This window comes from Pseudoalteromonas rubra, assembly GCF_004212645.1.
In the GTDB taxonomy this organism is placed as follows: Bacteria; Pseudomonadota; Gammaproteobacteria; order Enterobacterales; family Alteromonadaceae; genus Pseudoalteromonas; species Pseudoalteromonas rubra_G.
Genome location: NZ_PPUZ01000067.1, coordinates 1 through 24,230 on the forward strand (window position 1 = coordinate 1; position 24,230 = coordinate 24,230).

Below are 24,230 nucleotides of genomic sequence, written 5' to 3' on the forward strand. Positions count from 1 at the left end.
TAGGACATTGCCAAGCTCCTATTTAAAGAAAGCCCGATTCGAAAGAGTCGGGCTTTTTTGCGTTTGGAATTTAAAAAATCGTCGATGAAGCTGTAGACAGAATGGCGTTGTCTATTCATCCATGAAGCTTGGTGGATGAAGAATAGGTCTGCGTTCTCTAAAATAGCTTATTTCACCTTGCGCAAAGTAAATGTACTCGCGTTGCTCGCTGTCATTGTACTTTGCACTTAATTCATCCATGAATATCATCGACATTCGTACTTCCATGTACGTCAAACCCGTTGCAGTAATGCAGCGGGTTTTTTGCTATGTGTGATTTAAAATGCTGTAGCTGCTGGAAATCCACACCGCTCGTATGACAAATGCGCCGGAACAAACATACTCAACACCGAGAAAATGGTTTAAACAGATCCCGCATCGCGTGCGGGATGACAGCGGAGTTGTTGGAGGCGGATCAGAACTGGACCAATATTGAGTCGCTGCTGGAGTGGGTTAAAAGTACTCTCTTTATAGACCGATAGCTTTTAAAGAAGTCGCTTATATTTCGACTCTTACAGCCCACACTACCGTCCTCCCGCACTTGATGCGGGATCTTCTAACAGGCCACACCGTGAGCATGAACTGCACTGAGATCCGACAATCACTATCAGGCTCCAAACAACAAAAGCTCGAATCAAATAAGGTCGGCTTTTTTGCATTTAAGCCTCTCAGCAACAGACAAGCCAGCTCATTCATCTTGCGAGCTAAAGCGCGACTTTACACCACAGTATTTTCACTCAGGTGCTTACATTGCTCTGTACGCAATGACCCGTTATGATGAACATTCGTTACCGTGGTTCTGAGCTGATTGTGTCTTTATATTTAATTGTTCTCTTTATTATTTTTGCCCTGTTTGGCTGTGCTTCCACCTATCTGGTGAAGTTTATTTATTGTTATTGGGTAAAGAAGCGGATTGAAGTTAGGTATGTATGGCGGGCATGTCTTTGTGCTTTGCTCATTATACCCATTTCATTACTGAGTCAGTGGCTAGTTTAGAGAACAGGCTGCCAGGCTTTCTGGCAGCTAAACAGAGGCGTTGTTCTAGTGGTTATACCAATTTGCTTAATTAAGTATTCTATTTTGAGGCGAGAAAATATGTTCGATAACTAGGCAAAAATTTGTGAACCTATGTCTAAGGTATGAGGTTCTAAATGAGAAATTTTTAACACTGTTAGCGTCATATTTGCTCCGTCAAATTGAACAGGTATTAAGTGAAATTGGTATTACTTCAGTGTAATTGCCTGGCACTCACTATTGATACATAGAGCCTGTATGGGCAGTACTTGTTTGCAAACTTCACTGGGTGGAGTCTGTTGGTTGATTGCCTGCTCTTTTTGCGTAATGGCCATCGCCATTTGCTCGACCTGAGTTTCATCGATATTGCGCACCGAATACACAACATACTGACTCGGTCCGCCGCAGGTTTGTCGCTCACCGACACCGATCACTTTACATTGGAAGCTTGCATCGCACCCTTTATCTGCCACTAACTCTGACAGTGCCTGATTATCATCATCGTGGTTGTGCGGTGTAGTCTGAGTGCTACTACAGGCACTCAGTAAGCCTGTCAGTAAAAAAAGCGCCAAACACTGATACTTCATCGAAAATCCCTAGTAGGTTGCCTGGTTTGAATGCTCGAGTTTAACACATTTATTGTTTACGCACTGAGTCGCGGGTACGGCCAGGTGCTGACAAATACTGATCATCTTATTTTTGGCATTATAGGTCGCTTCAGCATGCGTAAGCTGGTCGGCCAGTTCTTTGACCTCGTTGGGGTCGGCTGTTTTTGTTGAGAAAATAACATAGTCTGAAGGGCCACCACAAGCACGGCTACCCACGGGAAGTACCTGACACTGGGTGGTCGTGTCACACGTTTTGTCTTTGGTTATAAACTTCAAATAGGCGCGCTGGTTTTTCAGACCCGCTTCTGTGACCGCGTCTTTGTCCAGGTGAGCAACAGGCTCCGCCTTATGCACTTTGTCTGCAGGTGAAGGTTTGCTATGTCCAACATCATGGCGTACCGCTGCTTTTGTTTGTAATTTGGCAGGCGCGACAGCACGACTTTCAGTGCTACTTTGCCGCGTGTTTGCGGTTTCCTCGTTATTTTGGGGTTCATTGTGCGAGGCACTACAGCCTGCGACGAATAACAAACTACAAAGAGAGAGTTTAAACGCGTTCATATCTGATCCTGTTAATTTTTTATCCAGTGTGCCGCGCTTTTTCTTCAGATACAAGAGGTCACGCGCCATATTAATAGGCGCGTGAATTGCTTACAGGCCGCCGAGCGTGAGTTTTTGTGGGTCTAGTAATTCGCGTAACTGAGCTTCACTGAGATCAGTGTGCTCTGCCGCAACTTCAATAATAGGCCGACCCTGCTGATAAGCTTGTTTGGCAATATAGGCCGCCTTCTCATACCCGATCACCGGATTCAGAGCGGTGACCAGTATGGGATTGCGCTTTAGCGCCTGTTGTATACTGGATTCGTTAACCTTGAAAGTCGCAATGGCTTTGTCTGCCAGCAAACGAGACATATTGGCTAACAACTCGATGCTTTGCAGGATATTGTAAGCGATGACAGGTAACATCACATTGAGCTCAAAATTACCCGACTGACCTGCCACTGTGATGGTCGCATCATTACCAATGACCTGAGCGCTGACCATAGCTGCTGCCTCCGGGATCACCGGGTTAACCTTGCCTGGCATAATGGATGAGCCGGGTTGGAGTGCTTGCAGCTCTATTTCGCTCAACCCGGCCAGTGGGCCTGAATTCATCCAGCGTAAGTCGTTGGCTATTTTCATATTAGCCACGGCGAGTGTTTTCAGCTGACCCGACAGCGCCACAATGGCGTCTTGCGATCCTATGTTATAAAAGAAGTTTTTACTGGGCGTAAAGCGGATCCCAACATTGCTGCTTAGGTAGCCATTAAAAGTGGCGGCAAAGCGCTCATCGGCATTCACACCGGTTCCAACAGCTGTCCCACCCTGGCCCAGCTCGTAGATCTTTTCCAGTGCCTGAACGATGCCTTCACAGGCAGAATCGACCTGGTGTTGCCAGCCACTGAGCGTCTGTGCAAAGGTCACTGGCATGGCGTCCATTAAATGCGTGCGGCCGGTTTTGACCAGATGGCCCACTTCTTTGCTTTTATGCTCTATTGTCTGAGACAAGTGCTTCAGCGCCGGTAGTAACTCGTACACGGCAAGTATGGTGCTGCTTACATGAATGGCGGTGGGGATCACATCATTGGAGCTTTGTCCCATATTCACATGGTCATTGGGATGAATGGTTTCACCACTGTGCTGGCTGGCCAAAGAAGCAATGACCTCATTGGCATTCATGTTCGAGCTGGTGCCGGAGCCGGTCTGGAAGACGTCGACCGGAAACTGCTCCTGGTGCTTGCCATCAATGATCTGCTGACAGGCATCAACAATTGCCTGAGCCTGATGCGGTGGTAAATGGCCCAACTCTTGATTAGATTCCGCAGCCGCTTGTTTGATATATGCCAGAGCGCGGATAAAGCTGCCTGGTAGTGTCAGCCCACTGACGGGGAAATTATTGATAGCCCGCTGTGTTTGCGCCTGGTACAGCGCCTCTTTTGGTACGTCTAACACGCCCATGCTATCTGAAACTTTACGAAATTCGCTCATAACAACTCCTAGCTGTACGGATTAAATTCATGGCTGATGATCCTGGCTTCCCGCTCAAGCAGGTAGAATTTGTTTAACCCTTTACGCCTGGCTTTGTAATAGCGTTTCAGGGCCAGCAGTGGTTTATAAATTTGCTCCAGACACTGTTGTCTGATGCAGGTATGAACCAGGGGATCAGCAATGTGATTAAGTAACTCAAAGAATACGCGCCTGAGATACAACTCTTGCAACAAGGTGCAGGATTGTCGCTCGTACCACTTTGCCAGCTCGCAGCCAGTCCGTATGAACTCAGCAACCTGCTGTGGCGCATCCAGATGTGGGCGTGTGCAGTGTGCATTGAGGTGCGGCTTAAAATTGATAAGCGCAAGTGGTGTTAGCATAGTGAAGTATCCTTTGGTGTAACGATAATAATTATCATTACACCAAAGGGCGAGGTTAGCAAGTCTGAATTGGTTTCACTGTGGTGAATTAGTTATAACCGAGCAAAAATTGCTGGGCTGTTTTTTCGCGTTCTTGCTCCGGGCTGGTCAGGATGTTCGCGACCTCCTGGCAGTAGTCCTCGCTTTCCAGTAAATTTGGTTCTGCTTCCGTGTCTATCAGACCACGGCTTTGTAGTGGGGTTTGAGAAAGATCTGAAGTTGTCATAATGTGCTCCAAGCGTTGTGTCGAAATTTCAGTATAGACAATGCATGCTTTATACCAAGGATAAAAGCGTATATTTTTTATGTGTTTAACCATATGCAATCTCAAATGACTTGCTTTTTGGTGGTAAGGTTGCCTCAATAGGGCGCAAACTTGGATCATCGAGGTGCATGAGCTATGGATAAACCTTTCTCACAAGCGTGTGAAAACAATAAACACCCCATACTGGAGAAAATACGGCCCTATGTCAGCGAAGTGGCGTCGGTACTTGAAGTCGGCTCAGGCACCGGGCAGCATGCCGCATTTTTTGCCCGGGCATTGCCCCATTTAGAATGGCAGTGCAGCGATCTGGCGATTAACCATGCCGGGATCCAAATGTGGTGTGAAGACAGTGGGGCCACTAATTTGCCAGCACCACTCACGCTCGACTTATCGTCAACGCCCTGGCCGGTAAATGAGGTCCCGGCAATCTACACGGCGAACACCTTACATATAGTCTCTGAAGTATTAGTTGAAGCTTTCTTTGCCGGGGTTAAGCAGCATCTGGCAAGCGGAGGAGTCCTGATGATATACGGCCCGTTTAATTACCATGGTCAGTTTACCTCTGCCAGCAACCAGGAATTCGATGCGTTTCTACGCAGCCGTGATCCAGACAGTGGGATCCGCGATATAGAATGGATCTGCGCGTTGGCAAAAAGCGCCGGGATGACGTTACACGCAGACAACACGATGCCAGCGAACAATCGGTTACTGATCTTTAAACGGCAGTGAAGCTTCACACTGGCTGCGATAAACAGCCATATGGGCTTGCTCCCGAACCAGATAGTCTTTGATTGCCAAGGCAAAGTCAGGATGGCTGATGTGGTGGTAAGAGTAGGTAGTGACCGGCTCAAAACCACGCGCCAGCTTGTGCTCTCCCTGTGCGCCTGCATCAAAGCGGGCTAACCCATGGCGGATGGCATACTCTATGCCCTGGTAGTAGCACAACTCAAAGTGCAAATGGGCATGACTCTGCAGGGCGCCCCAGTAGCGTCCGTACAGCGTATCCTGATCGTGCAAATATAAACTGGCAGCGACTATCTTGTCGTGCTCCATCGCACACACAATGGCAACCTGACTGGCCATTGTGTCAAAGATACGCTGAAAGAACGCTTCATTCAGATAACCCTGATGCCCTGAGCGTTTCAGATAGGTGATGGCATAGCACTGATAAAACGCCTGGCGTATATCATCACCTACCTCAGCGCCCTGATACCAGCGTATGGTTAATGCCTGGCTGGCGACCGCTTTTCGCTCTTTTTTGATGGTTTTGCGCTTGCGCGATGTCATCGCATTCAGAAAGTCATCAAACTGCCCGTAGCCATGATTTTTCCAGTGAAACTGGACACCATGGCGCTCCATTAGCGACTGGGCTTGCCAGCCTGCACGGTGCGCAGGGAAGTTGATATGCCACCCCGACCAGCCCTGTTGTCCGGCCGCCTGATGCAGCGCAGCTGTGACATAGTCATACAGGAGATCTGACACGGGCTGGCTGGATAAAATGCGACTGCCGACCACGGGCGTAAACGGAATAGCGCAGATCCACTTAGGGTAGTAAGCCAGCTGGTGACGCTCATACGCTTCTGCCCAGGCCCAGTCAAACACATACTCGCCATAGGAATGAAGCTTGATATAGCCCGGCAGCAACGCGACCAACACCTCGTTGTCATACACGCTCAGGTGATATGGTAGCCAGCCTGTCTCGTCGCCAACACAGCCACTGAGTTCCAGCGCTTCAAGCCACTCAAGGCTGCTAAATGGGGACTCGCCTGACAAACTTGCGCGCTCGCTGTCGGTGAGCGCAGCAAGACTGGTAATAAAGCGATGTTGATACATAGGTTATTGCATTGCCTTGTGTAAAAACGTAACCAGCTGGGAGAGCATAGGATCATAATCCGGGTTGAAGGACACCCGAACCAGAGGGCGATACTGCGCCAGGTTTGCCTCACTGCGCTCGCCAAAATAGGGTTTATCCGTGGTTTTGCAGTCAGTAAATGCCGCACTGTCATCCAGGTAGGCATCACAGTTACGAAATACCCCCATTGCACCATAGTAAGGGTGCGCGGGCGGATTCAATAGACCAATATGAGACATATCAATCACCCCATCCAGCGTGGCGACTTCAGTGACATTGACCGAGTCCGGGAGCACGGTAATGGGGTTAGATGCATAAACTCGTAGTGCCAGCGGCGCTGTGCGTGCCTGTGCCCAGCGCGACAGTAGCTGATAGGTGGCCTGACTATCAATGGTGGCATCTACATCACTGGCGACCACCATTGTGGGCAGTGATGCCGGTAAGCTGGCTGCGCGCATATCGGCCATGGCCTGCTCCACCAGAGTGACCGCATGTAAGGGAAATGACTCATACTTGGCCAAGTCGAGATCAGCCCCTTTGTCTACCCAGTCAACCCAGGGCACCCAGTCCAGCCATTTGGCCAGCCAGGCCACCTCGCTGTGACTTTGTGTTGCAGGCGCGACCAGCACCAGCGCTGCCAGGTTATCTGGCCGGCGCTTTGCAATTTCTGAAGTTGCCAGTGCGGCACCGGTTGAATACCCCAATACCGCAAACTCGCTGTAATCGCTGGCTGTGCGAGCAATGGCATAGCGCACATGTTGCTGCCAGTCCCGGTAATCCACCTCTTTGAGATCGCTGGCCGCTGTGCCGTGTCCGGGCAGGAGCATGGCTCTGACATCAAAGCCTTGTGCGTGCAGATCGGCCGCCAGGGTATGAAAAGTAAAAGGCGAGTCTGTCAGGCCATGGATCAGTAACACGGCCTTTTGGTTATTGGGATGCGTTAACTCAAACGGGGCAACATAGTCCACTACTTGAGTGGGCTTACCCGGCAGCAGTGACGAGACTCGGGTTGCCAGTTCGCAGCTGAGCAGGGCTTTGGGGTTTCGCGCAGAGATTAACTCCCGGGTAGCGCGAACATAGGCGGTGTACGATTGCGCCTCGGGAATATCCAGTACAGCAGGTCCTTCGTTATTGGCAAAGCGATAGCTGCCTTGCTGCGCATCGGACTGATAGCGCGGCAGATCTGCGATCAGGCTTTGGCATGTTTGTGCTTGTACTGACGCGGCTGCCAAATGTGTCAGCGCGAGCGTGATAGAAAAGAATAATCCTTTTTTGATCATGACGGTCGGTATTGTGTTAAGCATTGCACCAGCTTATCGCGCTCCAGTGGTTTTGCAAGGTGGCTGTTAAACCCGACAGCGAGTGCATACGCCTTATCTTCCGGCATCACGTCAGCAGTCAGGGCAATGATTGGCAGCTGCTGGGTGTTGAAACGTTTACGCAGCAGTGCGGTGGCCTGGTAGCCATCAAGCAATGGCATCTGGCAATCCATAAGGATCAGATCAAAGGTTTGCTCCTCACAGGCATCAACCGCTTGCTGGCCATCACTGACCAGAACAAATTCCACATCAATAGACTGAAGCATGGCTTTGATCACCAGCTGATTGACCGGGTTATCTTCGGCAACCAGCACCTGCATGCCTTTAAGCACGGTGTGATCGGGTGTTTCCGTGTGTGCCAGCTGCGCGTCGCCAAATGGGCAACGCAGTGAAAAGGTAAAGGTACTGCCCTGGCCGGGCGCGCTTTGTACGCTCAGCTCGCCGGCCATGAGCTCAACCAGCTCCTTGCTGATAGCCAGGCCCAGGCCAGTGCCGCCAAAGCGCCGCGAGGTTGAGGCATCAGCCTGTGTAAAGGGGGCAAAAATGAGCTGCTGTTTGTGCTCATCAATGCCAATGCCGGTATCAATAATGGAGAAAGTTAGCAGGTAATCACTGTCCCCATGCAGAGCTTCACAGTGCAAAGTAACCTTACCACTGTCGGTAAACTTCACAGCATTGCTGCACAGGTTCAATAGGATCTGCTCTATCCGCAGTTCATCTGCTTTGATCCAGCAGGCGCTGCTGATATTGGTATTGAGTTGCCACTGTAACCCTTTGTCTGAGGCGCTGGTGGCAAACAGACTGTCTATGCGGCTAAGCAGGTGTTGCAGGTTAAAGTCGTGCTGTTCAATGGCCAGGTGATTGGATTCAATTTTGGCAATATCAAGAATATCGTTCACCAGGTTCAGTAAGGTTTTGGCTGCCATATCAATGCGACTGGCATAAGACTGGAGCGTCTCGAATGAGTCAGTGGTTTTCATCAAAGAGGCAAACCCCACCACGGCATTCAGTGGGGTACGAAGCTCATGGCTCATATTAGCCAGAAAGCGGCTCTTAGCCTGGTTGGCACGCTCGGCATCTTCAACCGCCTGGCGCAGCGACTGAGTACGTTGTTCGACCAGGTGGTTGAGTTCATAGTGCTGGTAGTTGTTAAGCAGCACTATGAAGGTGATCAGTGCAGTAATGCTGAGCTGCAGCAGGAGCAGCAACACCGTCTGACGGTGGTTGAGGCTGGCCACAAAGTCGGCTCTGAGCTCCAGCTTGATGCGCCAGATCTGGCCACCAAACTGAATGCGCGTCTCAAACAGACTATCTGCAGGTACACTATTGGCTGAGATAGGGTGGTTGCTGTAGAAAGGCACGCTGTCATTGCCATCATAAACTGCAATATTGTAACTACCCGCCTGCGAGCGTTTAAGCACTGAGCCCAGTAAGGTATCGGTTTGCACCACCGCTGCGGCATAGCCAAGAATATCTGCCTGAGGGTCGGCCGCGCCTCGGCGGTAGACCGGAGAAAGCAACAGATAAGCAGGTACTGGCGTATCGCTTTGGACCAGCTCAATGATATCTGTGGCCTGTGGCCGCACCGTAATGGCCGGGTTTTCCAGTGCCTGCTTGCGGTTTTCACGTGAATACACATTAAAGCCCAGAGCGCCGAAGTTGTCTGCCTGTGGCGAAATATAGGTCACGACCACCAGAGGATCATCGGGTGCCAGGGGCAGCCCTTTGAGCTTAACCCGGCCATTATACAGCGCATCAAACTGTTCCTGCAGGGCGTTCCCCTGCGTTTGAGCGACCCTGACATTCCAGGAAATGGCCCGCAAAAACGGGTAGCGGACGCGCTGTTGTTCGGCAATTTGGTGAAACTCCTCGGCGTTGACCTCGCTCAGAGATTGTAGCTTAGCGGCCACGCCCTGCACGGCCAGCATACTGAGGTTGACCTGCTGTAACAGTAAATTTTCTACCAGTCTCAGCTCTCTTTGTGCTTCTCGCTTGGCAGCCTGAATATTGCCCTGATTGTACAAGTAAGTGGTCAGAACCACAGATAAAAACAGCACAAAGCTGGTGGCAAACACATTGCGGCTGCGGTGATAGCTGTGTTGTTTAAAAGCCCATGCGTCGAGCATCAGCAGGAGCAGCGGGGTAAAGATCAGTATGCCCAGGCTGTCGCCCAGCCACCAGGCCACCACGTTTTGCCAGTGATGACTAAATTGATAGTCGGGGTTAAACAGACTCAGCGAGAAGACACCGATATTGGCCGAGATCAGGTTGCACGCAATACCTACCAGAAAGATATAGTAGGCGATATGTTTACGCGAGCGCATTCGCAGCGGATCGCCCAACCAAAGTCGCAGGATAGAGCCTCCGGCCAGTCCCTGAAAGCAGGCACCCAATGCAATAATCGACACTTGCAGCAGCTGCGCCAGGGTGGCATCCGTAAACACATAGCCATGGGCTGTGGTCCAGTTGAATAATGCGGAGGCCATAAATAAGCCGGGCAGAAAACGCCAGCCCCACACTAAAACGCCTACCAGGCCTACGCCGGCCGGTAGCCAAATGGGCAGCACCTGATCCTGAAAGGCAAACGCGGTGAGCAGTTTTCCCAGTGCAAAGTAGCTCACTGCCATGAGCAAGTAAGCAGCCCACTGATGGTACACTGTGCGAAATTGGAACTGCATATTGATCCTGTCCTTTTCCGTTAAACTGGCAGGGGACGTTTGGTAAACGTTTGCTTCAAAACGATGGTTGACTCAATCCCTGCAATACAGCCGATGGCACCAAGGCGGTGCTTTACAAAATGCTCGTAGCTGGGTAAGTCTTCGGCAATGATCTCAAGTAAGTAATCATGTGCGCCAGAGACCACCGAGCAGCTGAGCACCTGTTGCAGTTGTTCTACATCCGCTTCAAACTGGGTGGCAGCCTGCGCAGAGTTCTCACTCAGCCGAATAAAGGCATATACCAGTACAGTATAGCCCAGCGATTGCGGTGCTAAAGCGGCATGGTAACCTAAAATCACGCCATCCTGTTGTAACTTTTTAACCCGCCGCAGGCAAGGAGTATCGGATAAGCTGGCTTGCTCAGCCAGTTGGGCATTGCTGAGCCGGGCATTGTGTTGCAAGGCTCTGAGCAGGATGCGATCTTTGTTATCAATGTGCGCCATGATAGTGATTTCTGCTAATTTATAGTTTTTTGATTATAATTATTACCAATCTAGTCTAGCGTTTACATGAATTTTAGCAAATTTTAGCGTCCAGGTTTTGGTAGCCTGAAGCTCTAGAATTTGGGGAGCAATTATGACTACGCTGACACAGGCATTCGATCACTGGATCCGCAGTGATTTTGTGGCACTCAACGACAAGCTGGAGACTGCCTACTGGCAGCAGCAGGATAAGGCCAATGTCGTGGGTGTCGAAGACGACTTAAAACAACAATTACTCAACGAAGGCCAGCAACATATTCAGGCTTTGCTGGCCGAGGGCAACACCGATGAGGGCTTCGACAATGCCTTCGACTTGCTCGGCAACGTGGGCCTGTATATGGCTGCGTGTCGCCGCCATGAGCTCACCGAGCCCAGCCGTGAGCAATACTCACCGCTCAAAGAAGCTTCCGCACTGGCCATGCATATTGGCGCGTCGATAGGGGTTACACCACGCTTTGCAACCGCACACCTGACAACTCACAACCGGGCCATTGACGGCGTCTATAAACGCTTTACCAGCCATCCGGCTGAGCAACTGTTCATTGATTATAATACCCGGGCAATTTTAGCCTATAAACGTGCCGCGGAATGTTTATTAAAGATCCAGCCCCTGGGTATTTCACACCCAATGACTCCGGTGCTGCTGATGCAGGTCAAAGAAGCATTGCTCGATGTGATCCGCTCTAACCAGTGTCTGTTTGAGCAGCTCGATACCGACGCCTTCTTTTATGTGGTACGTCCGTATTATAAGCCTTACCGGGTTGGTAAGGAGGTCTATCGGGGCGCTAATGCCGGGGATTTCGCCGGGATCAACGTGATTGATATGCTACTGGGCTTGTGTCAGGCCAATGATGTGAACTACGCTCAGATGCTGGTGGACAAGTTCCTGTATATGATGCCCGAGGATCAGGCTACGCTGCGAGAGTGCATGCGTCTGCCTAATCTGATGGATGCGTTCTTAGCCGCTGCACCTCAGCATCATGCCAGTGGTTGGTATCAGGAAGCGGTGAGCGCGTTTGTGCAGGTGTGTAAGCTGCACGGCGATACCGCTATTCAGCACCATAATCAGCTGGTAGAAAAGTACATTGCCAAGCCGTCGGGTGATATGAACACGGCGCACCTGGATAAAGTGACCGCCAGCGGGCCGCCTTTACCTGTGCTGCTAAACCAGCTGGCCCTGCTGCGCGACAAGCGGGCAGCGGCAAAGCGTGACGATGTGTTTACCCGATTTGATGATTTGAACACGCTGCGTCGCAGCATTGCAAAGGACTTCTAATGAACCAGGTCGACTTTTCGTTGCCTCAGGGCCACTACTTACTCAGCCACTCGGTAGGGCGACCACTGGCGAGTGCCGAGCAGGATTTTATGCAGCGCTATTTTCACCCCTGGGCCGGTGACAACCATGAGCCCTGGTATCAGTGGCTCGATGGCATACAGCGTTTCACTGCGGCTTTGGCCAAGCTGTTTAACAGTCAGGCCGAGTATTTTTGTCCGCAAAGCAATCTCTCCAGTGGCCTGACTAAGTGGGTAATGAGCCTGCCGGAAACGGGCAAGCAACCGGTGCGGGTGCTGATGAGTGAAAGCGACTTCCCCAGCATGGGATTCGTGCTTCAGCAAGCGGTGCCCGATGTGGAGATCCGCTTTATCCCTGCGGCACTGGATATGTCAGACTTAAGCGTCTGGCAGCAGCATCTCGCTGATGATATCGACTGGGTGTTTGTCAGTCAGGTGTATTCAAACACCGGCCAGCAAGCACCCGTTGAGGCCATTACGCAGCTGGCAAAAGCCCAGGGCTGCCGGGTGATTGTTGATGTTGCCCAGGCTGCGGGCGTGATCCCCATCGACCTGTCTGCCAGTGCAGCGGATTGCGTACTGGGTTCCTGTGTAAAGTGGTTATGTGGCGGACCGGGTGCCGGATTTATCTGGGTGAATCCGGCCATACTCGACCAATGCCAGCCTAAAGATGTCGGCTGGTTTTCCCATCAAAACCCCATGGAATTTGATATTCACCACTTTGCCCCACACCACAGTGCGCTGAGGTTTTGGGGCGGCACCCCGTCCGTGGCTGCGTATATCTTTGCCGCCCACAGCATCGAGTATTTCGCCCGGATTGGTGTGGAGACAGTGCGGGCGCATAATCTGAACCTGCTGGCACGCTTGCACGCTGAGCTGGCTCCCTGGTACATAGCGCCAACCGAGGCACAGCGCTGCTCGGGGACGGCCATCCTGAACGCGGGCGATGCGCAGGATAAGGTACTTGCGGCGCTACGTGAGGCGGATATTGCGGTCGATGCGCGCAAGCTCGGTATTCGGGTTTCCCCGCACATATACAATACACAAGCAGACATCGATGCCTTTATCCGGGTGTTTAAAATGGCGTTATCAACCTGAACTATGGCTCAGCCCTAGTGCCTTTTTCGTCTTCGTTTTGACCGAGCGCCAGTGCGTGACGGGCTGCTTTGGCGCCAGTTGCAACAGCTGTGCAAAGTCAATATCGGCAAAGGCGATTTCACTGTGGTGCGCCAGCATCACAGTGGCGGGGCCCAGTTGCTGAAGTTTGAGCAGGGTTGCCCGGTACAGACGCGGATAAAACACCGGATAGGGCGGAATGAGCTTACCGCGAACCTGCACCATCACATCGGCGATATACACGGTACTGCGCCTGGCATGATACAGGCTGATATCCCGATCTGTGTGGCCAGGGGTGTGCAGTGCCTGCCAGTCTTCAAAGCCGGGTAATACAGCACCGTCGGGTAAATAAATATCCGGCTTTAAGGTACGCGCATACCAGAGGTTTTTACGTGGCTTGTGTTTACGCCCCGCCACCCAAAGCGCCAGGGCGATGTCGGATAAATGCATCAGCATGCCGTCTATGCCCCGATACCACTGGCCCGGGCAATTGGCGGTGGCAATCTGCGCACCGCTTATCCTGCGTAACAGATGGGCGCCACCGGCATGATCCGGATGCATGTGGGTGACCACAATTAACTTAAGCTGGTGCACCGGGCGGCGCAGTTCATCGTTTATAAAACGGCAGATCAGCGACACATCGGCGCGGCTGCAGCCATCCAGCAACAGCAACTTATCTGGGTATTCCACCAGATAGATATTCTGAATATAGCCTTCGATTGTATGGATCTTCATGTCGGTAATGTTTTCGCACGCACTCATGGTCATATAGTTAACACATCTGACCAGATAGGCAAGGTGAAAGTGTGGTGAGGGCGGTAAGGCAAAACGTTTTATTAACAACAAACACATTCACAAGTGTGGTTTATGAATTAAATAATAAAATAGGGTGTTTTGTTTTCTTTTTGGTCACTTGTTTCTGTTTCCGGTTTTCGTAAATAGTTAATACTGATACATTCCACCCCAAATAATTTAACACTGTTGGTGGTATTGTTTTGGGTTGGTTTAATTTGTGTTTTTTGTTGTTAATGTTCTTTGCGGGTGTGTCGACGGTTGGTGCCCAGCAAACGTCCGGGTTTAATCAGTACGTCCCGCAATTGCCTACGCATGCTAGCGGGATACACCTGAAAGGGAGCCAGGATCAGCTCAGCTGGGTGGCCGTTCCGGGTGCAACTGATTATTTCATAGAAGCGTATCGTGGCTATGAGGTATATCGGGCACGAGATAAGAGGGCTATTGATACAGGAATCATGGGCAACGGCAGCGACCAGCTCAGCCAGGCGAATGCCGGTAGCGCATCTGCGCCGCACATGAGCGAGCCTTTGACGCCGCGTTATCAAAGCTTTGGTCGCAGTTTTACATTAAATGCGCCGTTCGCCGATGCCCGATATTTGGTTATTCCCTGTAACCGGATCGGCTGTGGGGCAGGCTTTGTCGCCGAGCAATATGACGCGCAGCAGTATTATCTGAACATAGAGTCATTTCAGAGCGACAGTCTGACGGTGCTTCCCTGGGATCAGGCCAAACTGAGCTGGAAAGTGGTAGGCGCGTATAGTGTCAGCCTACTGAAAGACGGCCAGCCTTATCGCACCGGCTTACGGGGTGTTGGCAATGAAATGGTGAAACTGGAGCAGAGTGCCCGGTTTACCTTGCGCGCTGAAGGCCACAACCGTCGTGTCACCGAAAAACACATACAGCTGATTTACCATGAGGTTGACGAGCCCGACACCGTACACCATGGGGTTTACTCTACGCGGTTGCAATCTATTGGTCTTGATCCTGTGCCGCGCACCGTCGTGGCTGCTGATGACAAATACCTGTTTCTGGTGGATAAGCACAATGCACTGCACAAAATAGACCATAGTCAGGCACAGGCCAAAGTTGTCTGGACACAGCGGCTCAGCGGCAAAGTGGTTAATCAGCTCTTGTCGTTCAATGATCATCTGTACTTTGGTGTCAGCAGGCTGGATGGGAGTGGCGAAGTGTGTCGGCTCTCAGTACAACACTCTACCAGAGTCAATTGCAGGACGACGTCTGACGGCGTCATCGCGGGGGCCGTCGTGGTCAAGCGGATGGCGGGCACTGGGGCACCCATTGATGACTTTATGAGTGCCAGCCGTTCTTTTCCGGGGACGGGGTTGCCGCAACCCCTCTATGAGCCGAGCATTGTATTTATCGACCGCAAGGGGTTGATCATGGAATATGATGCGGCACTGAGCAGGCTTTACCAAAGTGCTTATTTACCTGCCGTGATGCGCCAGAGCGATTATATTGTCACCCCGTCGGTTGATGAAAGTGCGCGAACGCTTTACCTGCCCTTTGTTAAACCAAGTAATGGTCATCGCAGTGTCGCCGCGATTTCGATAGATGATCCGGGGGCATTCAATAGCGGACCTATCCATCCCATCGATCCCATTAATCCGGGCGGCCCCATCGACCAGATTGGCCCGGGAGAGCCAATCGACCGCTTTTCCGCACCAATGCAGCTGCCATCAGAGCGGGAGCTGGCGCGCAGCATCCAAAACGCCGCCTATAACGACAAAATGATCACCGTAGAATGGACTAAGGAAGTAGGAGCTGGCGATGAATAAGTTCACAGGCATCATAGGATGTTTTTTTGTATTGCTTGCTAGCGGCTCCGCTTTTGCTGGCAAATTAACGGAAAGAGAGATCAGAGACAGGGAAAAATACTGTACCAACAGCGCTTACACTGTACTCCAGCCTGAGGGGGGAGGTGTCGTTGAAGTGCCGGTTCAGATAGTGGATAACCAGGGGCACAATCCGGGCCTGGGGGCAAACTTTTTCGAGTTATCTTTAAACGATATAACGGCTGGTAAAACAACTATGCTGTTTGACCGAAGTAAAAAGGCTCATACCCACAATTATACAGCCAAGCTATCCGAGCCCCATAGGTATAAGTTACATGCAGAATACTTTTTCTGGAGAAGTAATGAGACCGGAGGATCGGGTGGTTCGAGTGGTGGCTCAGGTGGTGGCTCAGGTGGTGGTGGTAATATTGGACCGGTGTGCGATCCTCGCAAAGAAAGATGCGATGATCTTGAATCGGTTGGGCTTTCCTCTGAGCCGGGGGAAGATACTGTTTTTGAAACCACGGTTGTTTGTACCAACTATATTTCCATCGTACCCAGAACATACCCTAGTATCGAGCTGAGTAGTTCAGCGAACGGAAAAACCATCACCCTGACGGCGACAGCCAAAGACGCAGGGAGTGATATTCACTCTCTGGAAGTGTGTCTCGAAGACTCTGATGGCTGTGAAACTATGATTTCATGTTCCAGCAACGAGGCTGGACGGTGTGCAGGCTTTGATAATGGTGCTGAGGTTGCCGCTACGTTTGACTACGAGCTGGGGTATGGGCAGCATCGTACCTTCAGGGCTACGGCCACAGACAGCTATGGCTTGTCATCCACCGTTGAGCACCAGCCCGACGTCATCACGGAAGAGAACACCAACTCAACCGTGACCCTGGCACTTTATAATCTGGACGGTCAGCCGCTGGAGAATGGCGTAACGCTGTATGGTGAGCAAGACATTCTTGCCGTAGCACATATTCAGGATCAGGACGAAACCTCGGCCAACTGGCCCAGCTCAGCCACACTTCAGGTTGGCAGCAATAATTTAGCTATGCTGGACAGGGAAAGGAAAGGTGCACTTAAATTGCCGTCAGGGGACCTTGCTGTGCCATGTTTTACGTCTGGCTCAGGCGTAGAAAATCGAAATAATACACACTGTTATCAGCGGTTAGAAATCTCAAGCACGACTTTGTTTCAGGCATCGTCGGGAGGAGGGCAATCCAGCCAGTTTAGAATAAATATAGCAACCCGGCCCAACCTGACAAATGTGTCACTCCAGGACTATGTGGTGTTGCCAGGCTCCCCGTTTAAGCTGAATTTTACAGCGGTTGATGACGGGGAGGCGGTGAGTCAAGACCGCATCTCTGTATGTTATATGCCGCGCACCGCGTCGCCTGCCACGCTAACCAGTTGCGAAGGCGCAACCTTGGTAAGCAACCTGGAGCAGGGGCAAAACAACACCTACAGTGCAGAATTTAAAGCACCACACGCACGGCGTTACAGTTTGCTTGTCCAGGTGCGTGATAATTCAGGCTTGACTGATGCTCAAGCACTATCGGTGCTGAATTTTACCGTGATTCAAAGCACAGGTGTGGCGTTAGCGACTCCTGCGGAGGGCTTTGGTGAGGGCCTTAAGCGAATGCGTGGTGTAGAGTACACAGAGGAGATTTTGGTTGGCGCATTAAGCTCTGAAGACAGTTATTTGTGTCGTGTTGCCCTGGTTGATGAGGGCGTTGGCGGGGAAATTGCCAGCGCGACGGTAGAGCGGCCTTTACCTAAGCTGGAACAACAAAGTAACAGGCTGGTCGCACAGCTGAAGTGGACGCCGTCTACAGTGCTACCGTCAAGCTTGAATGTGAAAGCCAGAGCGTATTTGCGCCGGGGGAGTACGTGTAGCACGCATACCGAGCGGGCCATCGACAGTGCCGGGTATTATCCGTTTACTCTGAACTTCCAGGAGCCCAAAAACCCACAAGTGGTGCTGGAGCATGATGGCACCAAGTCACCGGGCGTGATTAATATCACGCTAAATCGACGTGAAGCGGATCATGCGAGCAAATACAGGCTGTATGAGTTTGTTGGCGCCCAGGGTCAGGTACCGCCCACCGACCTGACAAAGTGGCGCCAGGTTGAGACAATCAGTGCAGACAATCATGCGTTAACGCACACAATCACAAAGCCGCCTACAGATCACAACAAAAAAGCGGTGTACTGCGCGGTTGCCGAGAATGCCGATCACACAGGGCCAATGGAGTACAGTGCCTCAAATTGTGCGCAAACGATCATTCATAATCAGGGGGACGCGCCTCCGCCGGCTTACTTTGATAACGATGGCAATTACTTTGCGCCGTATACACTCAAGATTGAATCCGCTTCAGCCTATGCCAGTCAGGCAGACTTAGCGCTGTATTTTAAACTTGAACGCCAGGTGGCGGATGGTACATGGACGGTACTGAGCTCGCAGATAGCAGCGCGCAGTTTTAGCAACAGCGCACCGGAAGCACAATATGAGATAGCACACCCGACTGCCAATCAGCGGGTGACCTACAGGGTAACGGCATTTAACCGAAACGGCGCGCAGAGTGTGCAAAGTGCCCAAAGCACCTTTACTGTACAGCATGTAGACGCAAAAGTTGTCTCTGTGACCAAGGGCAGTGCCGCGCGCGAATATGTGGTAACCGGTGCTGCGTTTGCATCGCAGGGCAATATCGTATCTGTGCAGCAAAATACCACAGGCGTCAGCTATCAGCTCAGTGGCGCTGATATCACGTACATCAGCGCTAACGAACTCAGGATCCGAGTCCCGAATTCGATAGACCAGGCTTATACTCAGGGTGGCTTTGTAGTTGGGGTAAAAAATGCGCTGATCGGTGCCAGTTATTCAACGTACAACGCCGATGCCACCTCAGGCGTTGTGGAAGATCCACTGAATTATACGCCAACAGTGGGTTTTAACGGCCAGCAGTATTTGGGTAAAGGCAATGCACTGTACGCCGAGAGAGATCTCCAAACGCAGTGGCATCGCACAACGGGCGGTAAGCTGAGTTCTCGTCCGGTGGTCACTCAGTCGGGCAGTGGTGGCGATGTGGTCTTTGCCGGATCGCAGGATCATCATATTTATGCCTGGAGTGAGATTGGCACTCGGCTTTGGAAAACCACGACCCGGGGCCCTATCAAGGCCGAGGGGTTAGTGGTCGGAGATGACCTGCTCAGTGCGCAGTTATTCTATGGCTCAGCCGATGGTGCCTTGTATGTCTTGAATGCTAAAACCGGCGCCATCGACTATTTATACAAGCTGGGTGCCACAGTGAGCCAAAAACCCTTTGTGGTAGGCAACCAGATCTGGGCAGTGACAGAAGATGGTCAGGTGCATAAGCTGGACCGTAACGCAGCCGGACTGGAGCCCCTGAAGTGGGGGGATTTGGGCGACTCTCCCTTGCTGGATGCCTTTAATCGGGACTTTCCCGCAGGCTGGACGCCAGGGGAAGATTTGAGCACGGTGTATTCCCTGTTACGTCTGGGATATCTCGCACTGGGCCGTGATTTAACCCGTGCCGAGCTATCGTTCCTGGCCTATGCCGTCGAGCAGCACAATGTCACTTTGCTGGAAGTGGCTAAAGCCATGTTGGCATCCGTTGAAGGCACACAACGATATGCATTAACGGCTAGTGAAGCTCAGTTTTACGATCGGCTCGTTGAGCTGATGTACCATGTCTCGGCCAATGGTCTGGCCGGTTACGACAGAGCACACTGGGTAAACAGGCTGAATACCGATCTGTCGCGGGCGCAATTCCTGCTGGAAGTTCAGTGGTCTTCAGGGTATGCCATAACTTATAACAAGGCAGTGGCCAGCACGCTGTATTATTACTATGGCTACTGTTATCTTGACGACCTGTGTAACGACATGGTTGATTCGGATGGCGACAACATCAGTGATGTGGCCGAAACGGTGCTGGGCACCAATAAGCTGGACCCGCGCGATGGTTTGTTAAATGCCCCGACGCTGGAATTGACGCTTGCAGGCGAAGGCCGCATTAACGCTAAATTTAGCTACCAGCAAGACCTGGCTCGGTTTAAGCTGGTGGATGTGGCCAGTAATACGGCGCCAACACGCTATCCGGCGGTGAATCGTGAGGCTGAGGCCGTGTTGGTTTATCCAAATGGCGGCCACAGTTTTTATGCCCAGGCCTGTATTGATGTGGCGCTGAACCCATCGACGCCTGCGATCAAGACCGAATTCTGCTCCAGCAAGTCGGCTCAGCAAAGTGTGACCGTGCTGGATAGTCTGAGCCAAGGCCAGATCACCCCACATGCGGCGCCGCTCAATCTTGCCAGTTTTGACCCGGCGAGCAGCACTGCTTTGCAAACTCACCATAACTATCAATTCACAACGGGTAGTTTCCGGGTCAATGAACAGGGGGCAGCAACTTATAGTATTCCCATTGCATTACCACAGGGGATAGCCGGAGTAACCCCCGAGGTAAGCCTGAACTACAACAGCCAACAGCCCGAATCTTCCGTGGCTCAGGGTTGGCAGCTGTCCGCAGGTTCGGCTATTAGCCGCTGTCGTCAGACGCTGGCGCAGGATGGTGCATTTAAACCCATCTCTATTGGCGTGTCGGACGAGGAAGACCGCTACTGTCTGGATGGTCAGCGACTCATGCTGATCAACAACGCAGTGCACGGTAAGGTTGGCGCAGAGTATCGCACCGAAATAAATACCCAGCAGCGCATTGTGATTGAGGCCGGGGAAGAACCCTACAAGGTGCAGTTTGTTGTTTATGGCAAAGATGGCAGCAAACGCATTTATGGTGGCACCAAAAATAGCCAGGCCGGCGGTGAGCACTACCCGACCAGCTGGTTGTTACGTCAGAGCATGGACAGTGTTGCCGCCGCAAGTAACAAAGCGGAGCCTGCCGCCAATGTGATTAAGTATCGCTATCGTCATGGTGGCGCAGGTGGCGGTGTGGGCTCTGCGCTCGGACAGTTGGAGACCGTGCTATCAAGCATCGATTATAGCGGTTATACCGTCACCTTTAATTACCAGGCAGGCCCGGTACGTCACCTCGCATACAGCCTTGAGCCGGTATCCCTGCCTATGTGGTCAAAGGCACAGTTGAAGGATATCCGGGTCTCTAAAGGTTCGGTGCCACTGCATTACTACGACCTGCACTTTGAAAACGGCGCCAATGGAGTACGTCAGCTCACAAGTGTGCAGCATTGTGATCGCCCCGTGTGGAGCAGTGGTGCTCTGTGCAAACAGCCCATCCGGTTTGACTATGAAGACACCAAAACCTATCCACAGATGAATGCCTCGCATACGCTGATAAGCGCCGGCAATAATGAAAAGATTGTGGCGACCAGTGTGCTGGATACCGATGGTAATGGTGAGCCGGAGCTGGCCACGCTTATTCAGCTGGAAAGCCTGTACGAGCATGAGTTGTGTCTGATAAAGCGTGATGGCACATCAATCTGTGAAGTCATAGATACATACAATCGCGAAGACAGTGTCACCATGATGCCCTTTGATCATGAAGGGGATGGTACTCAGGGGCTGCTGATCCAAACCAAAAAGCCGCTTGATGGCGCTGATGTGAGCATTCAGTGGACATATTTTAAGTTTGACGCAAGCCCCTGGCAGAGCCGCGCTGTAACCAGCGGTGGCAGCATGAAGGTGGTCCGAGTTGGCGATGCCAATGGCGATGGCCAGGATGACTTAATGTATACCGACACAACATCATATCAGCAGCCTCGCCTGGTGCTGAATCGGGATGTTTTCCTTGGTAATCATCAGGACATCCAGCGCTCGCTGGAGCGCGATGTACCATTTTACTTTATAGATATGGACTTTGACGGCAAGGCTGACCTGGTGACATCAAAATGTGCATCGGATGGGTGCCGTGAACCGGGCAAGTTTGATTATATAGCTATTTACTACAATCGTTATGACCCGGCCAATCACGAGCATAAATTTGATTACACTTCAGCATATATGGTCCACAGCAGCCTGACGCCTTTGGATGTTAATGGCGATGGTACGCTGGATCTGATGTATCAGAATCAGGACGACGACTGGGAAATTGCCCTGGTACGTCCGTCACTGGGAGAAGGGCTAAGATTTGACCAGGATGGGATCATAACACTGGCCGCCCCGGACAATGTCACTATAGACAGGGACATCGCAAAGTGGCCGCCACAGCTGGCCGACCTCAATGGAGATGGCCGAACAGAGTTGTATGTGACGGGTAAAACCAATAGTAAGCAGGAATATGGCCTGTACCGCTATGAGTTTGATCCGGCGACTCGCACCTTTATTACACCAAGCAACGCGGCTTACCAACCGGGTATAACGCCCACCTACAATAACACGGTATTTTTCGCCGATATGGACGGTGACACCATCCCTGAGCTGGTGGCTCAGAATGGCTATAAAGTGACGCAATACGGCAGAACCTACCAGCACAATGCTGCCGGGCGTCTGCGTACCATTACGCAGGGCCTGGGCAACCAGACCACAATCCGTTATGGCGCTATGTCTGACCCGGCTGTGTATCGCAAAGGCGATGCGGCCGTCACCGCACAAATGCAAGCCGACAGCGGCCTGAAAGTCACCGATCTGGCGGGTGGGTCAATGTTGGTTCGTGAGGTGCAAACCAGCGCCCTGGATACCCAAACGGGTGATACAGCGCTGAGTGTTACTTATCAGTACGAAGGCGCTCGGGTGCAGTTTGGTGGGCGAGGCTGGCTGGGCTTTGCAGCGCTGACCACTAACACCATCAAAGACGGACTGCGCATTGCCACGCGCACAGAGTACGAGCAGACGTTCCCGTTCACGGGGATGCCAAAACGCACCACCAAAACCCTGTACGAAGGGGGATATGCAAGGGTGCTGAGCGATGCCATTGACCGTTATAAAAAGGCGCCAGCGCAGAGTGCGCCGGGCAGTGTCTACCAGGTGTACAACCAGGATAGCCGCACCTGTAGCGCACGCATCAACAGCGATTATTTCATTGCCGGATATGATTGTAGCCAGACCAGCACCGAGCAGGACGACTATGGGAATGTGAAAAAACTGGTCGTCAGCCAGTATGACATAGGCACTGCACAGGACTTCCTGCTGGCAGAGGCGCCGGCTGATGCCACCTCGACGGTCACTACAGTGAACGAGTATGGCACCGAGGCTGAACAACAGCTGGGCCGCCTGAAAAGGGCAACCGTTACGCATACCCGTCAAGGCTATGACGAGGTAACGCGCAGCAGTGAATTTACCTATGTACAAAGTGATGCTTTAAAGGGCTTACTTGAAACGGAGACGGTAGAGCCCGATGGCGCCTGCGATGCCTATCTGAAAACCACTTATGGGTATGATCGCTTTGGGAATCTCACCAGCAAGCAGTTGACCAGCAAAGCGGGCTGTGCAGACCCAATTGATCGGATCAGCACCACAACCTACGACGGTGAAGGCCGTTATGTGGTGTCGCAGTACAACGGGGTGTACACAACCCAACAGGTGATATCGCGCAATAAGTATGGCCAGATCCGCGAAGTGCGTAATGCCGACGGCGTATCTCAGTACACCCACTATGACGCGTTTGGCGGTGAGATTGGCAGCTATTCACCAAGCGGGGCGCAGCAGCGCACCCTGCTGACGGACTGTCCATCAGACGCGCCCGCTTACTGTGCATTTGCCAGCGAAACCTATGTGAATACCGAGCTGTTAGCGCGCAGCTTCTTTGACCGCCTGGGCCGCACCCTTGGCAAAGAGCGCCTGACACCCAAAGGCCAGTGGCTGCGCGATACAACCCATTACGACAAGTTCGGCCGCGCGATTGTCACCACTAAGGCGGGCAGTGCATCCACCCATACACACTATGATGTGCTGGACCGGGTAACTGAGGTCGAGGACACCCAGTCTGGATTGCTCACAACACTAACGGTTTCTGACCGCACCACCACGACCACCATCAGTGGTGATATTCCGGGTGGCGAACAGAAGACAGTGGTTACCCACAATGCCCATGGTGAGAAAGACACGGTAACCGATCCCGACGGCCAGGTGCTTACCTACACTTATAATGTGCTGGGTCTGCTGGCAACGGTTCAATCTTCGGCAGATGGCAACGCTACGCTGATCTCCAATACCTACAACCTGATCACAGGCCGTAAAGCGCGCACTGAGGATGTTGACCGGGGCAACTGGCAATACACCTACAATGCACTGGGCGAGCTGTTGACGCAAACCGATGCCAACGGCACCAAACAGGGCTTTGAATATGACAGCCTGGGCCGTAAAACCGCGCTAAAAATTAACGATGTGGTTGATAGCGAGTGGCATTACGACACCGACAAACCCTGGCGTCTGGATAGCGAGCAGCGCGGCAGTTGGGCGCGGTCGTACCTTTACGATGCTCTGGGGCGTCAGGTGGCATCGGTCACCGATTTAGCAAGTACGCTGAGCTGTAAAGATGAGGTCAGCTACGAGCCTGC

Annotated in this window: 16 protein-coding genes; 5 read left to right on the top strand and 11 right to left on the bottom strand. The window is 52.0% G+C overall.

Annotation, left to right across the window (positions count from 1 at the left end):
- Positions 1 to 111: 111 nt before the first annotated feature.
- The 6 genes from C3B51_RS23810 to C3B51_RS23655 form a co-directional block, all read right to left on the bottom strand.
- Positions 112 to 255 carry a hypothetical protein gene (locus C3B51_RS23810; protein ID WP_206076657.1) on the bottom strand — a complete coding sequence of 48 codons (144 nt, stop codon included), beginning with the start codon at positions 253 to 255 and terminating at the stop codon, positions 112 to 114.
- Between the two features lie 1,007 nt (positions 256 to 1,262).
- Positions 1,263 to 1,640: a hypothetical protein gene (locus tag C3B51_RS19790; RefSeq protein WP_130246167.1), complete on the bottom strand. Its 378-nt coding sequence runs from the start codon at positions 1,638 to 1,640 to the stop codon at positions 1,263 to 1,265.
- 9 nt (positions 1,641 to 1,649) lie between these two features.
- Positions 1,650 to 2,219, bottom strand: a complete 570-nt coding sequence (locus C3B51_RS19795; RefSeq protein WP_130246168.1) for a hypothetical protein — start codon at positions 2,217 to 2,219, stop codon at positions 1,650 to 1,652.
- A gap of 90 nt (positions 2,220 to 2,309) precedes the next feature.
- Positions 2,310 to 3,686, bottom strand: a complete 1,377-nt coding sequence (locus C3B51_RS19800; RefSeq protein WP_130246169.1) for a class II fumarate hydratase — start codon at positions 3,684 to 3,686, stop codon at positions 2,310 to 2,312.
- 8 nt (positions 3,687 to 3,694) lie between these two features.
- On the bottom strand, positions 3,695 to 4,066 hold the full coding sequence (locus C3B51_RS19805) for a hypothetical protein (RefSeq protein ID WP_046007250.1): 372 nt from the start codon (positions 4,064 to 4,066) through the stop codon (positions 3,695 to 3,697).
- A gap of 88 nt (positions 4,067 to 4,154) precedes the next feature.
- Positions 4,155 to 4,331, bottom strand: a complete 177-nt coding sequence (locus C3B51_RS23655) for a hypothetical protein (RefSeq protein ID WP_156158744.1) — start codon at positions 4,329 to 4,331, stop codon at positions 4,155 to 4,157.
- Between the two features lie 174 nt (positions 4,332 to 4,505).
- Here C3B51_RS23655 and C3B51_RS19810 point away from each other — a divergent pair, with 174 nt between their 5' ends.
- Positions 4,506 to 5,099, top strand: a complete 594-nt coding sequence (locus C3B51_RS19810; RefSeq protein ID WP_125722013.1) for a DUF938 domain-containing protein — start codon at positions 4,506 to 4,508, stop codon at positions 5,097 to 5,099.
- Here C3B51_RS19810 and C3B51_RS19815 read toward each other — a convergent pair.
- From C3B51_RS19815 to C3B51_RS19830, 4 genes are read right to left on the bottom strand one after another with little or no spacing between them, the layout of a single operon-like run.
- Entirely contained in the window at positions 5,076 to 6,203 is a 1,128-nt protein-coding gene (locus C3B51_RS19815) for a GNAT family N-acetyltransferase (RefSeq protein ID WP_130246170.1), read from the bottom strand. The two genes, C3B51_RS19810 and C3B51_RS19815, sit on opposite strands and share 24 nt — an antisense overlap.
- A 3-nt stretch (positions 6,204 to 6,206) precedes the next feature.
- Complete coding sequence (locus tag C3B51_RS19820; protein ID WP_130246171.1) at positions 6,207 to 7,526, bottom strand: alpha/beta hydrolase; 1,320 nt, start codon at positions 7,524 to 7,526, stop codon at positions 6,207 to 6,209.
- Complete coding sequence (locus C3B51_RS19825) at positions 7,499 to 10,219, bottom strand: ATP-binding protein (RefSeq protein ID WP_125722019.1); 2,721 nt, start codon at positions 10,217 to 10,219, stop codon at positions 7,499 to 7,501. Before C3B51_RS19825 ends, C3B51_RS19820 begins: the two co-directional genes overlap by 28 nt.
- Positions 10,220 to 10,239: 20 nt before the next feature.
- Positions 10,240 to 10,701 (bottom strand): Lrp/AsnC family transcriptional regulator, encoded by a 462-nt coding sequence (locus C3B51_RS19830; protein WP_125783789.1) that lies wholly within the window; start codon positions 10,699 to 10,701, stop codon positions 10,240 to 10,242.
- A 133-nt stretch (positions 10,702 to 10,834) separates the two neighbouring features.
- Between C3B51_RS19830 and C3B51_RS19835 the strand changes: the two genes are divergently transcribed.
- Positions 10,835 to 12,016 (top strand): PrnB family protein, encoded by a 1,182-nt coding sequence (locus C3B51_RS19835; protein ID WP_125722023.1) that lies wholly within the window; start codon positions 10,835 to 10,837, stop codon positions 12,014 to 12,016.
- Positions 12,016 to 13,131 (top strand): aminotransferase class V-fold PLP-dependent enzyme, encoded by a 1,116-nt coding sequence (locus C3B51_RS19840; protein WP_130246172.1) that lies wholly within the window; start codon positions 12,016 to 12,018, stop codon positions 13,129 to 13,131. The genes C3B51_RS19835 and C3B51_RS19840 overlap by 1 nt, the downstream gene beginning before the upstream one ends.
- Here the strand turns inward: C3B51_RS19840 and C3B51_RS19845 are convergent.
- Positions 13,123 to 13,884 (bottom strand): MBL fold metallo-hydrolase, encoded by a 762-nt coding sequence (locus C3B51_RS19845; protein ID WP_130246175.1) that lies wholly within the window; start codon positions 13,882 to 13,884, stop codon positions 13,123 to 13,125. The genes C3B51_RS19840 and C3B51_RS19845 overlap by 9 nt on opposite strands.
- 260 nt (positions 13,885 to 14,144) lie before the next feature.
- On the opposite strand from C3B51_RS19845, the gene C3B51_RS19850 reads away from it, so the two are divergent.
- Both C3B51_RS19850 and C3B51_RS19855 read left to right on the top strand, forming a co-directional pair.
- On the top strand, positions 14,145 to 15,740 hold the full coding sequence (locus C3B51_RS19850) for a hypothetical protein (RefSeq protein WP_130246173.1): 1,596 nt from the start codon (positions 14,145 to 14,147) through the stop codon (positions 15,738 to 15,740).
- Positions 15,733 to 24,230 (top strand): PQQ-binding-like beta-propeller repeat protein (locus tag C3B51_RS19855; protein ID WP_130246174.1); only part of this gene is annotated, 8,498 nt, incomplete at its 3' end. The genes C3B51_RS19850 and C3B51_RS19855, both read left to right, overlap by 8 nt.

What these genes read in the sequence shown, in the direction of transcription:
- C3B51_RS23810 (WP_206076657.1), bottom strand. Translation starts at nt 255, where the DNA reads ATGTCGATGATATTCATGGATGAATTAAGTGCAAAGTACAATGACAGC.
- C3B51_RS19790 (WP_130246167.1), bottom strand. Translation starts at nt 1,640, where the DNA reads ATGAAGTATCAGTGTTTGGCGCTTTTTTTACTGACAGGCTTACTGAGT.
- C3B51_RS19795 (WP_130246168.1), bottom strand. Translation starts at nt 2,219, where the DNA reads ATGAACGCGTTTAAACTCTCTCTTTGTAGTTTGTTATTCGTCGCAGGC.
- C3B51_RS19800 (WP_130246169.1), bottom strand. Translation starts at nt 3,686, where the DNA reads ATGAGCGAATTTCGTAAAGTTTCAGATAGCATGGGCGTGTTAGACGTA.
- C3B51_RS19805 (WP_046007250.1), bottom strand. Translation starts at nt 4,066, where the DNA reads ATGCTAACACCACTTGCGCTTATCAATTTTAAGCCGCACCTCAATGCA.
- C3B51_RS23655 (WP_156158744.1), bottom strand. Translation starts at nt 4,331, where the DNA reads ATGACAACTTCAGATCTTTCTCAAACCCCACTACAAAGCCGTGGTCTG.
- C3B51_RS19810 (WP_125722013.1), top strand. Translation starts at nt 4,506, where the DNA reads ATGGATAAACCTTTCTCACAAGCGTGTGAAAACAATAAACACCCCATA.
- C3B51_RS19815 (WP_130246170.1), bottom strand. Translation starts at nt 6,203, where the DNA reads ATGTATCAACATCGCTTTATTACCAGTCTTGCTGCGCTCACCGACAGC.
- C3B51_RS19820 (WP_130246171.1), bottom strand. Translation starts at nt 7,526, where the DNA reads ATGCTTAACACAATACCGACCGTCATGATCAAAAAAGGATTATTCTTT.
- C3B51_RS19825 (WP_125722019.1), bottom strand. Translation starts at nt 10,219, where the DNA reads ATGCAGTTCCAATTTCGCACAGTGTACCATCAGTGGGCTGCTTACTTG.
- C3B51_RS19830 (WP_125783789.1), bottom strand. Translation starts at nt 10,701, where the DNA reads ATGGCGCACATTGATAACAAAGATCGCATCCTGCTCAGAGCCTTGCAA.
- C3B51_RS19835 (WP_125722023.1), top strand. Translation starts at nt 10,835, where the DNA reads ATGACTACGCTGACACAGGCATTCGATCACTGGATCCGCAGTGATTTT.
- C3B51_RS19840 (WP_130246172.1), top strand. Translation starts at nt 12,016, where the DNA reads ATGAACCAGGTCGACTTTTCGTTGCCTCAGGGCCACTACTTACTCAGC.
- C3B51_RS19845 (WP_130246175.1), bottom strand. Translation starts at nt 13,884, where the DNA reads ATGAAGATCCATACAATCGAAGGCTATATTCAGAATATCTATCTGGTG.